The 13,364-nt window shown below is 67.8% G+C and carries 12 protein-coding genes; 6 read left to right on the top strand and 6 right to left on the bottom strand.

All coding sequences use genetic code 11. The annotated features are described in order from the left end of the window. Window positions 1–19: 19 nt before the first annotated feature. Together IF78_RS0107135 and IF78_RS0107140 are read right to left on the bottom strand one after the other, a co-directional pair. Window positions 20–1,081: an AraC family transcriptional regulator gene (locus IF78_RS0107135; RefSeq protein WP_031479712.1), complete on the bottom strand. Its 1,062-nt coding sequence runs from the start codon at window positions 1,079–1,081 to the stop codon at window positions 20–22. A gap of 197 nt (window positions 1,082–1,278) precedes the next feature. After that, a complete protein-coding gene (locus IF78_RS0107140) occupies window positions 1,279–1,905 on the bottom strand; it encodes a TetR/AcrR family transcriptional regulator (protein ID WP_031479714.1) in 627 nt (208 codons plus the stop codon). 322 nt (window positions 1,906–2,227) lie between these two features. On the opposite strand from IF78_RS0107140, the gene IF78_RS48280 reads away from it, so the two are divergent. Both IF78_RS48280 and IF78_RS0107145 read left to right on the top strand, forming a co-directional pair. Next, the gene (locus IF78_RS48280) at window positions 2,228–2,563 is read left to right on the top strand and encodes a hypothetical protein (protein WP_158751286.1); all 336 of its coding nucleotides are present in this window, start codon (window positions 2,228–2,230) and stop codon (window positions 2,561–2,563) included. Between the two features lie 55 nt (window positions 2,564–2,618). Further along, window positions 2,619–3,365: a phosphotransferase family protein gene (locus tag IF78_RS0107145; RefSeq protein ID WP_031479716.1), complete on the top strand. Its 747-nt coding sequence runs from the start codon at window positions 2,619–2,621 to the stop codon at window positions 3,363–3,365. Between the two features lie 44 nt (window positions 3,366–3,409). Here the strand turns inward: IF78_RS0107145 and IF78_RS0107150 are convergent, their stop codons facing one another. Beyond that, window positions 3,410–3,727: a hypothetical protein gene (locus IF78_RS0107150; RefSeq protein WP_158751288.1), complete on the bottom strand. Its 318-nt coding sequence runs from the start codon at window positions 3,725–3,727 to the stop codon at window positions 3,410–3,412. Between the two features lie 409 nt (window positions 3,728–4,136). Between IF78_RS0107150 and IF78_RS0107155 the strand changes: the two genes are divergently transcribed. Beyond that, window positions 4,137–5,195 carry a vWA domain-containing protein gene (locus IF78_RS0107155; protein WP_031479720.1) on the top strand — a complete coding sequence of 353 codons (1,059 nt, stop codon included), beginning with the start codon at window positions 4,137–4,139 and terminating at the stop codon, window positions 5,193–5,195. A 172-nt stretch (window positions 5,196–5,367) separates the two neighbouring features. Here the strand turns inward: IF78_RS0107155 and IF78_RS0107160 are convergent, their stop codons facing one another. Further along, entirely contained in the window at window positions 5,368–6,222 is an 855-nt protein-coding gene (locus tag IF78_RS0107160; protein WP_031479722.1) for an ABC transporter permease, read from the bottom strand. Window positions 6,223–6,264: 42 nt separating this feature from the next. Beyond that, window positions 6,265–7,290, bottom strand: coding sequence for an ABC transporter substrate-binding protein (locus tag IF78_RS0107165; RefSeq protein WP_031479724.1), 1,026 nt, complete (start codon window positions 7,288–7,290; stop codon window positions 6,265–6,267). Window positions 7,291–7,496: 206 nt separating this feature from the next. On the opposite strand from IF78_RS0107165, the gene IF78_RS0107170 reads away from it, so the two are divergent. The 3 genes from IF78_RS0107170 (at window position 7,497) to IF78_RS0107180 (ending at window position 10,775) form a co-directional block, all read left to right on the top strand. Further along, window positions 7,497–8,282 (top strand): ABC transporter ATP-binding protein, encoded by a 786-nt coding sequence (locus tag IF78_RS0107170; protein WP_031479726.1) that lies wholly within the window; start codon window positions 7,497–7,499, stop codon window positions 8,280–8,282. Beyond that, on the top strand, window positions 8,279–9,223 hold the full coding sequence (locus IF78_RS0107175; RefSeq protein WP_199921382.1) for an LLM class F420-dependent oxidoreductase: 945 nt from the start codon (window positions 8,279–8,281) through the stop codon (window positions 9,221–9,223). The genes IF78_RS0107170 and IF78_RS0107175 overlap by 4 nt, the downstream gene beginning before the upstream one ends. Window positions 9,224–9,563: 340 nt before the next feature. Then, window positions 9,564–10,775, top strand: coding sequence for a S8 family peptidase (locus IF78_RS0107180; protein WP_031479730.1), 1,212 nt, complete (start codon window positions 9,564–9,566; stop codon window positions 10,773–10,775). A 170-nt stretch (window positions 10,776–10,945) separates the two neighbouring features. Here IF78_RS0107180 and katG read toward each other — a convergent pair whose 3' ends face one another. Next, on the bottom strand, window positions 10,946–13,135 hold the full coding sequence (gene katG, locus IF78_RS0107185) for a catalase/peroxidase HPI (RefSeq protein ID WP_031479732.1): 2,190 nt from the start codon (window positions 13,133–13,135) through the stop codon (window positions 10,946–10,948). Window positions 13,136–13,364: the final 229 nt, after the last annotated feature.

A 13,364-nucleotide genomic window follows, 5' to 3' on the forward strand; every position in this document is an offset into this window, starting at 1 on the left:
GTGGCGCGTGGGGATTCCCTTACTGTTCCGCGGACTCCCCACGCAGCCGGGCCGGGGTCACCCCGTGCCAGCGGTGCACCGCCCGCCGCAGTGCTCGCACGTCGGAGAAACCCGCCTGCCTGGCGATGTCCCGCAGAGTCAGCTCGGGTCGGCGCAGCAGCTGCTCGGCCCGCTCGCGGCGCACCCCGTCGACGACCGCCTCGTACGTCGTGCCGCACTCAGCCAGCCGGCGGCGCAGTGTGCGCTCGCTGGAAGCGTGCCGTCGGGCCTGCTCGACGAAGGACGGCACGTCGGGCAGGCTCTGCGCGATCGAGATCTCCAGGACCTCCAGCAGGTCCTGCTGATCGCGCCTCGACGTCGCCTGCTCCTCCAGGAGTTCCACGACGGCGGCGTAGGTGACCCGGTCGCGGCCCGGCATCGGCCGCCCGGCCCACGCCGTGGGGAACACCAAGCGGTTCCCCACGGCGTCGAACCGTACCGGGCAGCGGAACAGCTCGGTGAACGGCCCGATGTCGCGTGGGGCGGGGAAGGCGAACTCGACGCTCTGCGGGGCGAATTCCTCGCCGGAACTCAGCCGCGTGAGCGTGATGACGCTGGCGAACGCCTCCTCGGCCAGGAAGACCGCGACCGCCGGATCGAGGGCGGGATCGGGCAGTTCGGCCCGCAGCACGTAGCCGGCTTCCTCCTGCCCCGCCGACCAGACCACCATCGCCCCGGACAGGTTCTGGAAGCGCACGCCCGTCTCGATGGCCTCCCGCAGCGTCTCGGCGGCCATCTGGGCGAACCCCAGGAGACCCCAGGAGGTCAGGTGCTGCGCGGCACCCACCTGCAGGCCCAGGTGGGCGTCGCCGGTGAGCTCCAGCGCACGCCGGATGACGGCACTGCCCTGGCGGTAGGAGACCCGCAGCGCCGCCGAGCACATCATCGCCTCGTCCAGCCCGACCCGGCTCAGCTCGGGCCGGAGGTCGATTCCGTACCCGTCGGTGACCGGGGTGAGACAGCGCAGGATGTTCGGTGGGATGGTCGCCGAAGTACTGCGGCTGGTTCCCGGCGGCTTCGCCGGGGCGGGGCTGTCGGGCATGGCGTTCCTTGTGACCGGGCGTTGCTCGCTGCGGACACAGTAGAGGGGTTGTCTCCCGATGCCGCCCAGGCAGGGGGAGACGGCTCTCGCTCAGCCAGCTGCAAGGCCGTGCCCCCAAGCGGGCTTCACCAGGATGTTCGAATATTGCCGCACCGGCGCTCGCGCCCGAGGCGCCGTGGGCGTCGCAGTGCCGCTGTCTAAGAAGTTGCTGTGGGAGTCATGCCCTCGAGAAGCAGCCGCAGGATTTGCTGGAGTTCCTCGGCCAGTGACGGCCGGTTCGCGTCGGATGGCTGGTTGGCCCAGCGGTAGAGGGCCCCGAGGTAGACGTCCCGCAGAACGTTGCCGACGCCGATCGGCGACATCTCCGGGCGCAGCTCTCCCTGGTGGACCCCACCGTCGACGATCTTGGCGAACACTTCGGCGACGTACGGTTCCTCCAGTATCGGTCGGCCCGCCTTCACCCAGGCGGTGAGCATTGCGGCGGTGAGCTGCGGTTCCTCCTGGTTGATGCGGACGAGGATCGCCATGCACTGCTGCAGTTGTGCGACCGAACTGGCGGTGAGCGCGTCGGATGCGTTGAGACCCGTCACGAGCGATGCGCGCCTCCTTTCTCCCCACGCGCTGATGATGTCTTCCTTGCGCTGGAAGTAGTTGAAGAAGGTTCCGCGTGCCACGTCCGCCCGCTCCGCGATCTCGTCGATGGAGGTGTGGTCGTATCCCTTCTCCACGAAGAGCTCAACTGCCGCGGTGTAGAGGCGTTCCCTGACCCGCTGCTTGTTGCGTTCCCGGCGGCCGACCGGCGGCCTCGTTGCGCGCGAGTCCATTCCGTCCCTCCTGCTGTTTGTGCTGGGCTCGTCCAGCGCGAAGGGGGCGATCCGACGCCTGGGGGTGCCCGAGCAGGGTCGGTCTTGCCGGGGAGTAGAGCTCGTGTATGCCTGTGGCACTGTCGGTCCGGCCACCCGATTTTTTTATACCACAGTGCAAGTTTGACCGGTGCTTGTGCGGCCAGGCTCTCCGAGCCCAGCAGCCGCCCGGCTGCGATGTCGATGCCATGAGTGCGCCGGGGGTGTCTCGTGGCAGGCGGTTCGTGCCGGCGCCGATGCGGGTTCCCGGTCTGCGGCAGGCGGCAGGGCAGGACGCAGCAGGGTGGGGAGAAGGCCGGCCCCGAGCGGCTCGACGACCTTCCTCAGGACGCTGGTGAGCGGCGCCGCGCACGCATCGGTGAGCGCCGACACGAGCGCGGGTATCGACGCCGACGGCGTGCCCGTACCTGCCGACCCCGCGAGGCGCCGCAGCCGTATGCCCGAACAGCGCGCCAGGACGCGCCGGTCCGGTGCGATCTGGACGACATCGGCCAGCAGCGACGCTCCACCGCTGTCGGGCCGTACGGTGGTCAGGCTCCAGAACTCCGGGCTCGGCACGGGTGTGCTCGCGCCTTCAGCAACGCTGCACGCACCTGGCGGGACGCGGTCAGCCGCGTAATCGCACGCGATAAACCCGGCGACGTCGGCGATCACCCCCGGGATACTGGTCACCCATGGATGAGGTCAAAGTCGTCGTCGCCCATTCCGAGCGCGCGACTCTGCGCGTCGGCGACGTGTTCCTGAAGGTGGACGCCGATCAGGCGCGCATCGACGTCGAGGTCGAGGCGATGTCCCTCGCACCGGTCCCGACCCCGGAGGTCCTGTGGCACAAGCCGCCCGTGCTCGCGACCGCCGCACTCCCGGGGACGACGCTCGGGCGCCTCGGCGGGCCGTCGACCGGGTCGCCGGAGGCGTGGGCCGCGGCGGGCGCCGCCATCCGGAAGCTGCACGACGCGCCGCTGCCACCCCGGCCCGGCCGGGCAGGCCGGAGCATCGTCGCGCTGGCGGCGGAACTCGACGACGAGTGCGAGTCGCTCGTGACGAACGGCGTGCTGCCCGCCGACCTGGTCACCCGCAACCGTCAGGTCGCCGAGGCCGCGCTCCGGCCGTGGACTCCGGCGTTCACGCACGGCGACCTGCAGATCGCGCACGTCTTCGTCGACGGCGACGAGGTCACGGGCATCATCGACTGGTCCGAGGCGGGCCAGGGTGATGCCCTGTACGACCTCGCCACCTTCACGCTCGGACACGAGGAGCACCTCGACGACGTCATCGCCGGCTATGGCACCGACATCGACCTCGACGTGATCCACGCGTGGTGGTCGTTGCGAAGCCTGCTGGCAGTTCGCTCGCTGATCAAGCAGGGCTTCGACCCCTTCGAGCCGGGCTGTGAGGTCGACGTGCTGAGATCCCTGATGTGAGGCTGCGCGGGCCCGACTGCTGCGAAGCGTGGCTTACGAGTTCTTCAAACAGCAATGCCCGGAGGTTCGGTGGTGTCACCTTCGCCGTGGCTCATCCAGCCGGTGGTCGCCAGTCCGCTCGGCGAGCCAGGTGGGTCGCACAGGAGCAAGCCGTCGTCTGGCTTGAGGGGCAACGAGCCGGTGGTCAGTGCCGCGTGGGCGATGTGGTTGCGTACCGTCTCGCCCAGAATCTTCCAACCGGCAAGGAGATGAAGAGCCAGATCTTGGCCCAGGAGGACGGTGTCCGGGTCGGGAACGGCGTCTCTGTCGCCGGAGTTCGGCTGCTTGGCGATCACCAGTCGGGTGCGGGCGCTGTAGTCCACGGGCCGACGCAGGAAGTCGTCACGTGGTGTGCCGGTGGAGCTCGGGCGGGCCATGCGGTGTGCGCCCATCAGCACGTCCGAGGGAGCGAGACTCCGAGCAACTGAACGGCCACTGGGCCCGTGTGGGCACGCCGCTCTCGGACCAGGAGCAGAACATCCGGCGCGGCGGCCGCTGCCCGCCCCGCGCGACGACGATCAGCGACTCGACCGGATCGTCGAGATGTTCCAGGAGCTCCCCTCCGGCCGGCTACTCGTCCCCTCGGCGCTGCCATGAGCGATCGCCGGGCCTCTCCCGGGTGCCGGGAACAGCGCCGGATGCAGGCAGGTGATTGAGCGTCAAAGGCCGTTGTCAGTGGCTCCCCATAGAGTGAGGACATCACTCGGGGAGCCTCGAAGGGGGAGCACAAACATGCCCGCAAACAAGATCCAGCACAAGGTGAATCACGTCGCGCTGGTGGTGGACTGTTCGGGTTCAATGCGTCCGCACCAGAGTCAACTCATTCGAGTCGTGGACGAGTTCGTGGCAGGGCTGAAGGCCGAGTCGGACAGCCTCGGCCACGAGACCCGGATCAGCCTCTATTCCTTTGACCACAGGGTGGAGAATCTCGTCTGGGACATGGACGTGAAGCATCTGCCGTCCATGCGCGGGCTGTACCAGGTCAACAATGGCGCTACGGCCCTCATTGAGGCTTCTCTGAAGTCCCTGGACGACCTGGGCCATATCTGGGAGGAATACGGCGAGCACAGCTTCCTCCAGATCGTTGTGACGGACGGCGAGGAGAACGCCTCCGGCGGCGACCGGCGGCACGACGGCGACATGGCCATCCTTGGCCCCTGGCTCGACAGGATCACGGCGAAGATGGGCGGGCTTCCGGGCCATTGGACCTCCGCGATCCTCGTTCCGAACTCCCTGGCCAAGCGGACCGCCCAGAACTACGGTTTCCCGGCCGGGAACATCGCCATCTGGGATGCGGATTCCCAGAAGGGCGTCGAGGAGGCGATCGGCACCGTGCGCGCTGCCGCCACCAGCTTCCTGCGCGGGCGCGAGCAGGGGGTGCGCGGGACGAAGAACCTGTTCGCCGTCGGCCAGGACATATCGGTTGACGAGGTGCGGGCGAACCTCGAACCGATTCCGGCCGACAAGTACCGGCTCCTGAAAGTCGACAAGGAGGTCGAGATACGCCCCTTCGTCAACTCGCATCCAGGCGTGACGTACGAACGTGGTTCGTGCTACTACCAACTGGGCGCCCGGGCTCAGGTTCAGCAGAACAAGGAAGTTATCGTGGTCGAAAAGGACACCGACCGAGCCTATACGGGCGACGCGGCACGCAGCCTTCTTTTCGGTACGGACGTCCAAGGGACCGTCTCCGTGAAAGCGGGGAACAACCCCAAGCTGGAGGTATACGTACAGAGTCGATCGGTGAACAGGAAGCTCAAGCCGAATACACGTCTGCTCATCATGCTCTGAAATCAATGAACAGAGGTTCGCCCCGTGCGGTCACCGGCGGCACGGGGCGGCGCCAAAGCCGGGGGTCGGTTCACACGGGGCATGACTTGCGGGGCGATCTGCTGCGTCAGCCGAGCGATCCGCTCGCCGGACCCGCTCCACGGTGATCCGGTCAGCTACGAGCCCAGCCGGTTCAGCCGCGCGAGGTGGTGTCCCTGACCCAGGGCAGCGCCAACCGTTCCAACAACACCAGAGCGAAGTAGAGCAGGATGCTCATCAGTCCGATCAGGATGATCGCGGCCCAGGCGGTGGCGGTGTCGCCGACCCCACCCGCCTGCACGATCAGATAGCCCAGCCCGGTCTCACCGGCCTGGAACTCCCCGATGACCGCGCCGATCGCGGCGAGCGGCATGGCCACCTTCAGCCCGACGAAGATCTGCGGCAGCGCGGCGGGCAACCGTACCTTCCGGAACGCCTGCCAGCGCGAGGCGTCCAGCGAGCGCGCCAACTCGGCCAGGTCTGCCGGCGTCGACGTGAGGCCGGCCGCGGTGGACAGCACGATCGGGAAGAAGCAGAGCAGGAAGACCATGGTCAGGACCGGCTTCTGGCCCCAGCCGAGCGCCCCCACCAACAGCGGCCCGAGCGCGATCTTCGGAACCGCGTTGACGGCGACCAGCAGCGGCGTGAACATGCGCTCCAGTACCCGCGAGCCCGCCAGTGACAGTCCGATCAGAACACCGCAGGCGCTGGAGAGAACGAACCCGACAACCGTCTCCACCGTGGTGTCGCCGGTGTGTTCCAGGAACCGGACCGGGGCTGCGGCGAACGCCGAGAGCACGGCACCTGGCGGAGGCAGCACAGCCGGGTGGATCACCCCCAGCACCGAGGTGAGGAGCCACCACACGCCGAGCGCGACCAGCAGCCCGGCCAAGGGCAGCAGTACGACGCCGAGGCCTGTCCCGCGCCGTGTACCGACTCGCGGGACAGGAACCGGAACCGGCTCCGGGCCCGCTGCCGAGGCCTGCTGCGGCTTCGAGGATTCGGTCATCCCATCCTTCTCCCAGCGAGGCCCTTCTCCAGCGCGGCGCAATCAGGCTTTCGGCACCAGGTCGAAGTCGATGATCTGCTCAGGGGTCATTCCCTGCCGCAGCGCGCCCGCTCGCTCCAGGATCGCGATGCTCCTCGCGACACGCGCGGCGTCCAGCGTCCCGAGTGCCGTGCCGGAACCGCCCGGCGTGACGTACTCGGCCATCAACTCCAACTCGGCGGCCGCAGCGGTCGGGTTCGTGGCGTCCACGTTCCGCTCGAGGATCTCGGCGGCCTCCTTCCTGTTGGCGAGGCTGTACTCCAAGCCCTTGAGCAGCGCATTGGTGAACCGTTTCACCATCTCCGGATCCTGCTCGGCGATCTTCTTGGACGTGATCAGCACGTTTCCGTAGAGGTCGTTGATCACGTCGCTGTACGGCAGCAGGACGGCCTTCTTCTTCGTCACCGCCTCGATGGTCGGCTTACCCACCACGAACTGGCCGATGCCGTCCACCGAGCCGCCGGCGAGCGTGCCCATCAGGGTCTGTGCCTCGCCGTTGACCCAGGTCACCTTGTCGGCGTCCACGCCGGCCAGTCGGGCGTACGTCGGGAAGAGGTTGCGTACGACAGAGCCTGGCGTGTCGGCGAGCCGTTTGCCCTCGAGGTCCTTCGGAGTGGCGATGCCGTTGCCCTCGGTGGTGGCGATCGCGGCCATGGTGCGCTGCTGGATGGCGGCCACCGCGACGAAGTCCTTCGCCTGACCGCTGCCCATATGCAGCAGACCTCCCGTCAGGTCGATCGGGCCGAACTGCGCCTGGCCACTCACGACGGCCGGAATCACGCCGCCGGTGCCCTGGCCCGGCTTGATCTCCACGTCGAAGCCGGCCTCTTCGAAGAAGCCCTTGTCCTTCGCGACCCAGGCGTACGCGTCGCGGCCGAAGTTGCCGAACGAGGTCAGGTAGGTGACCTTCTGAGGTGCCTTGGCGTCCGCGTCGTCACCGTCGTCGGAGTCCGACCCGCCGCACCCCGACACCAGTGCCAGCACCGTGGCCAGGGCCAACGCAGCGGTCGTACGGGCGAAGCTGTTCATGCGCACAGTGAGGTCCTTTCCGACCGCCGGAGGGCATGACACTTCGTGCGGGCAACAGCGTACGAGAGCCTGGGAGTTGTGGAACCAGGCCTGCGCCATTCAGCGGCAGAACGACAGGTACCGCCGAGCGGCCTGTCCCGGGTAGCCTGACCGGGCGTTGCGAACCGGCCGGCATGGCGATCGCCAGTGGATGGGGAGACCGCCGGATGATCAGACTCACCGGTGTGTCCCGGAGCTTCACCAGCCGGTCCGGTTCGACGATGGCGCTCCAGGACATCGGCCTTCACATCGCCGAGGGTGAGTTCGTGGCGGTGGTGGGCCGGTCCGGGTGCGGCAAGTCCACACTGCTCCGGCTGATCGCCGGGCTCCTGCCGGTCACCGAGGGCGAGATCACCGTCGGCGGCGAGCGAGTCACCGGAGCCCGGCGGGATGTCGCCATGCTGTTCCAGCGGCCGGCACTGCTGCCCTGGCGGTCCGTCCTCGACAATGTCCTGCTGCCCGTGGAGATCTTCGGCTGGAACAAGTCCGGGTACCGCGACCGGGCGAAGCGGTTGCTGGAGACGGCCGGACTGAGCGGCTTCGAGAAGCATCGGCCGCACGAGCTCTCCGGCGGTATGCAGCAACGCGTCGCACTGTGCCGGTCGCTGATGGGGGAGCCCCGGGTGCTGCTCATGGACGAACCGTTCTCCGCACTCGACGCGCTGACCCGCGCGGACCTCGCGGTGGAGCTGCAGCGCATCCACATCGAAAGCTCGTCCACAGTCGTCTTCGTCACCCACTCGATAGACGAGGCCGTGCTGCTCGCCGACCGGGTGGTGGTGCTCAGCCCGCGGCCGGGCCGGATCCGCAAGATCGTCGACGTCGCCATTCCCCGGCCGAGGACGCTGGGCCGAACCGCGCACCTGGCCGAAGTGGCCCGGTGCAGCGCCGATCTGCACGAGCTGCTGATGGAACGGGACATATCCCCGTCGGCCGAAACGGAGGGGCGATGAACCTGCGGATCTGCGTCTTCACCGAGCCGCACCGCGGCGCCGACTACGAGGATCAGCTGCGCTTCGCCCGACTCGTCGAAGCCTGCGGTTTCGACGGCTTCTTCCGAGCCGATCACTTCCAGGCGATGGGCGCCGATCCCGGGCTGCCAGGCCCTACCGACGCGTGGCTCACACTGGGCGCGCTCGCCCGGGAGACCTCCCGGATCCGGCTGGGCACCCTGGTCACCTCGGCCACCTTCAGGCTGCCGGGCCCGCTTGCCGTGATGGTGGCGCAGGTCGACCGGATGAGCGGGGGCCGGGTCGAGCTGGGCCTCGGCGCAGGATGGTACGAACGGGAACACACCTCGTACGGCATCCCGTTCCCACCCGCCCCGGAGCGCTTCGACCGGCTCGAGGAACAGCTGGCGGTGATCACCGGCCTGTGGCGGACACCGGTCGACGAGAGCTTCAGCTATCGCGGCGAGCACTACCAGCTGCTCGACGCGCCTGCCCTGCCGAAGCCCGTGCAGGTGCCGGCGCCGCCGATCATCGTGGGGGGCCGCGGCCTCAAGCGCACCCCGGAGCTGGCCGCTCGGTATGCCGACGAATTCAACATGCCCTTCAAGTCGGTGGCGGAGACTGCCCGGGCATTCCAGCGGGTTGCCGAGGCGTGCGACCGGACCGGACGGGCCGACGCCGGTCAGCCACCGCTGGTGCTCTCGGCCGGGGTCGTGGTCGCCATCGGCCGTACCGACGCGGAGGCGCAACGGCGGGCCGCCCCGCTGCACGTCAAGAGTGCGCTGCCGCCGGAGGATCCGGTGGTCGGATCCCCGGCCCAGCTCGTGGAGCGGCTCGGCGAGTTCTCGACGATCGGCGCAAGCCGGATCCATCTGCGACTGACCGACTTCGATGACCTCGACCACCTGGAACTCATCGCCGGTGAGGTGCTCCCGCAGCTGTAGAGCCGTGGAGGCCGACACGCTGTGGCACCGGAAGAGGACGGCGTCAGCTACGCCTTGGCCGTGACCCACATGACGCTCAACCCCACCGCATGTGATGAGACGGTGAAAAAATCGGCACAGATAATCCTGGACCGTTCCTTGGTGATTCAACCAGCGTCCAGTGCTGCACATTTGCGCTCGGGTTGCTTCGAATGTGCGTGAATCCCGTGGAGGTCGACCATCCGTCGGATGTCGGGGACACATCAAGAGATTGATCTGCTCGCGACAAGTCGGCACTCTCCTGAGCACGCGCAGCGCTGCGTTCGAACGCAAATCCCCCCACTTCACGAGGAGACCCCTCTTGACGGCGCATCACAAACGCTCAGGCAAGGCCAAGATCGTCACCGCGATCGCGGCCGTCGCAACCGTCGTCGGCACCGGCCTTTACCTGTCCCCCCTTGCTCAGGCGGGACAGCCCGCGCAGGGCACGGTCTACGGTCTCAATGCCGAAGGAGCCGTGGCCGGCAGCTACATCGTCCTCCTGGACCAGAAGGCGTCCACGGCCGAGAAGCAGGATCTGGCCGCCGAGTACGGTGGCAAGATCAGCCGGACCTACGGCTCGGCGGTCAACGGCTTCTCCGCCGGCAGCCTGACCGAGACGGAGGCCAAGCGCCTCGCGGCCGACCCCGCGGTGTCCAAGGTGGTCCAGAACAAGAAGTTCCACATCAATGCCACGCAGGACAATCCGCCGTCCTGGGGCCTGGACCGCATAGACCAGCAGGACACGGCCGGCGACAGCAAGTACGCCTACCCGGACAAGGCCGGGGAGGGAGTGACCGCGTACGTCATCGACACCGGCGTACGCATCAGCCACAAGGACTTCGAGGGCCGCGCCACCTCCGGGTTCGACGCCATCGACAACGACGACACGGCCGACGACGGCAACGGCCACGGCACCCACGTGGCCGGAACCATCGCCGGCGCCTCCCACGGGGTGGCCAAGAAGGCCAAGATCGTCGCGGTCCGTGTGCTCGACGACAACGGCTCGGGCACCACCGAGCAGGTCGTCGCCGGCATCGACTGGGTGACCAAGAACCACCAGGGCCCCTCGGTGGCCAACATGAGCCTCGGCGGCGGCGCGGACCCGGCTCTCGACGAGGCCGTCAAGAAGGCCATCGCCTCGGGTGTCACCTTCGCGGTCGCCGCCGGCAACGAGTCGGCGGACGCGGGGCAGAGTTCACCGGCCCGGGTCCCCGAGGCCATCACGGTCGCGTCCAGCACCAAGGACGACGCCCAGTCGGACTTCTCCAACTTCGGCTCGATCGTGGACGTGTACGCGCCGGGCTCGGACATCACCTCCGACTGGAACGACAGCGACCAGGGAACCAAGACGATCTCCGGCACCTCCATGGCCGCCCCCCACGTCACTGGAGCCGCCGCCGTCTACCTGGCCGGTCACCCGGACGCCACTCCCGATGAGGTCGCCACCGCGCTCACCGGCGCGGCAACCGGCGACAAGATCACCAACCCGAGCAGCGGAACGCCCAACAAACTGCTGAAGGTGACCGAGTAGATCCACCCAGGACACCGGGCCCGGCGGTGCCGCCAGCGCGTGCGCAGCGGCACCGCCGGGCCGCGTCGTGGCAAGGGGTGGTGCCCGCGCGACAACCGGCGGCGCCGCGTTCGACCTGGCGTCGCGGACTCTGAGCGATCCGCGTCACCATCCCGACCGGGACATCGGGTTCAGGAGAGGTCGAACCGATCGAGGTTCATCACCTTGTCCCACGCGGCCACGAAGTCACGCACGAACTTGTCTCCCGCGTCCTGGGACGCGTAGACCTCCGAGACGGCTCGGAGCTGGGAGTGCGAGCCGAAGATGAGGTCGACCGCGGTGGCGGTCCACTTGACCTCGCCCGTGGCCCGATCCCGGCCTTCGAATACGTTCTCCTCCGAAGCCGACGCCTTCCACTCCGTCCCCATGGCCAGCAGGTTGACGAAGAAGTCGTTGGTCAGTGTCTCCGGCCGGTGGGTGAAGGCGCCGTGTGGTGATCGCTTGAAGCCGGTGTTCAGGACCCGCATGCCGCCGATCAGCACGGTCATCTCGGGAGCGGTCAGCGTCAACAGGTTGGCGCGGTCCAGCAGGAGCGTCTCCGGCGACAACTTCTCTCCCGCCCGGAGGTAGTTGCGGAACCCGTCGGCCCTGGGTTCGAGCACGGCGAACGACTCCACGTCGGTCTGTTCCTGTGAGGCGTCCGTGCGACCAGGTGCGAACGGGACCGTGATGTCGTACCCGGCGTTCTTCGCGGCTTGCTCGACGGCCGCGCACCCGCCGAGGACGATCAGGTCGGCGAGCGAGACCTTCGTTCCGCCGGCATGCGAGAGGTTGAAGTCCTGCTGGATCTGCTCCAGCTTCTGCAACACCTCGGTCACCTCGGGCAGGTTGTTGACCTCCCAGTCCCTTTGTGGCGCGAGCCGGATCCGTGCCCCGTTGGCCCCGCCACGCTTGTCGGTGCCGCGGAAGCTCGCCGCCGCTGCCCAGGCGGTGGTGACCAGCTGGGAGATGGTCAGTCCCGACGCGACGATCCTGCCCTTGAGGGCAGTGATGTCCTCTTCCGAGACGAGTTCGTGATCGACCGCAGGAACGGGATCCTGCCACAGCTGCGGCTCGGGAACCCACGGGCCGAGGTAGCGCGTGACGGGTCCCATGTCGCGGTGCAACAGCTTGTACCAGGCCTTGGCGAACGCTTCCGCGAGGTGGTCCGGGTTCTCGTGGAAGCGCTTCGCGATCGGGCCGTAGACCGGATCCAGCTTCAGCGCGAGGTCCGTCGTCAGCATCATGGGAGCGTGCCTCTTCGACGGATCATGGGCGTCGGGCACCGTGTCCTTGGCCGAAGGATCTGTGGGAGTCCACTGCTTGGCGCCGGCGGGGCTCGTCGTCAGCTCCCAGTCGTACCGGAACAAAGTGTCCAGGTACCCGTTGTCCCACCTGGTCGGCTCGGGAGTCCATGCGCCCTCCAGCCCACTGGTGAGCGTGTCGGCGCCCTTGCCGCTGCCGTACGTGTTCCGCCAGCCGAGGCCCTGCTGCTCGATGGGGCCGGCCTCGGGTTCCGGACCGATGTACGCGGGATCGACGGCGCCATGACACTTGCCGAAGGTGTGACCGCCGACGATGAGCGCGACCGTCTCCTCGTCGTTCATCGCCATGCGCCCGAATGTCTCGCGAATATCCCTGGCGGCGGCCATCGGATCCGGGTTTCCGTTGGGTCCCTCCGGATTGACGTAGATCAGTCCCATCTGCACGGCACCGAAGGGTGGGGCGAGTTCCCTGTCGCCGCTGTAGCGCTCATCTCCGAGCCAAGTGTCCTCGGGTCCCCAGAAGATTTCCTCCGGCTCCCAGATGTCCTCTCGCCCGAATCCGAACCCGAACGTCTTGAACCCCATCGATTCCATGGCACAGTTACCGGCGAAGACCAGGAGGTCGGCCCAGGAGATTTTCTGGCCGTACTTCTGCTTGACCGGCCAGAGCAAACGGCGCGCCTTGTCGAGGCTCGCGTTGTCCGGCCAGCTGTTGAGGGGAGCGAAGCGCTGAGCGCCGGTGCCGCCTCCGCCCCGGCCGTCGGCGACCCGGTACGTGCCCGCGGCGTGCCAACTCATCCGGATGAAGAGCGGGCCGTAGTGGCCGTAGTCGGCAGGCCACCAGTCCTGCGACGTCGTCATCACCTCGAAGACGTCCTGCTTCAGCGCGTCGAGGTCGAGGGTCGCGAACTCTCTCGCGTAGTCGAAGTCCTCGTCCATCGGATTGGAGCGGGACGAGTGCTGGTGGAGAATCTGCAGGTCCAGCTGATTCGGCCACCAGTCCCGGTTTGTCTTGGGCCGAGTCGGCGTGGGGGTCGGGGAGGGGATTGCCGGGTTCTCGCTTTCACTGCCTGACACGTTCGTCCTTCTTTCTGTCTCGGTGTTTCCACGCACAAGGCCGATGATGTTGATGGGGGCGTCCGTATGGTCGCGCACCGCAGACGGCTCTGCTACGAAACACGCAGAGCGCACCGCACAACAAAGTGCGAGAAGAGTTCGCTTTTCTGCTCCCAAGTTGATTCCGGCAGAATCCGAATCTGTGTACCGGGATCTCCCGGTAGCAAGCCGTCAAGGAACTGACCGGAAA

Origin of the sequence: Streptomyces bicolor, from assembly GCF_000719285.1 — a bacterium.
Taxonomy (GTDB): Bacteria; Actinomycetota; Actinomycetes; order Streptomycetales; family Streptomycetaceae; genus Streptomyces; species Streptomyces bicolor.

What these genes read in the sequence shown, in the direction of transcription:
- IF78_RS0107145 (WP_031479716.1), top strand. Translation starts at nt 2,619, where the DNA reads ATGGATGAGGTCAAAGTCGTCGTCGCCCATTCCGAGCGCGCGACTCTG.
- IF78_RS0107175 (WP_199921382.1), top strand. Translation starts at nt 8,279, where the DNA reads ATGAACCTGCGGATCTGCGTCTTCACCGAGCCGCACCGCGGCGCCGAC.
- IF78_RS0107135 (WP_031479712.1), bottom strand. Translation starts at nt 1,081, where the DNA reads ATGCCCGACAGCCCCGCCCCGGCGAAGCCGCCGGGAACCAGCCGCAGT.
- IF78_RS0107155 (WP_031479720.1), top strand. Translation starts at nt 4,137, where the DNA reads ATGCCCGCAAACAAGATCCAGCACAAGGTGAATCACGTCGCGCTGGTG.
- IF78_RS0107140 (WP_031479714.1), bottom strand. Translation starts at nt 1,905, where the DNA reads ATGGACTCGCGCGCAACGAGGCCGCCGGTCGGCCGCCGGGAACGCAAC.
- IF78_RS0107165 (WP_031479724.1), bottom strand. Translation starts at nt 7,290, where the DNA reads ATGAACAGCTTCGCCCGTACGACCGCTGCGTTGGCCCTGGCCACGGTG.
- IF78_RS0107170 (WP_031479726.1), top strand. Translation starts at nt 7,497, where the DNA reads ATGATCAGACTCACCGGTGTGTCCCGGAGCTTCACCAGCCGGTCCGGT.
- IF78_RS0107160 (WP_031479722.1), bottom strand. Translation starts at nt 6,222, where the DNA reads ATGACCGAATCCTCGAAGCCGCAGCAGGCCTCGGCAGCGGGCCCGGAG.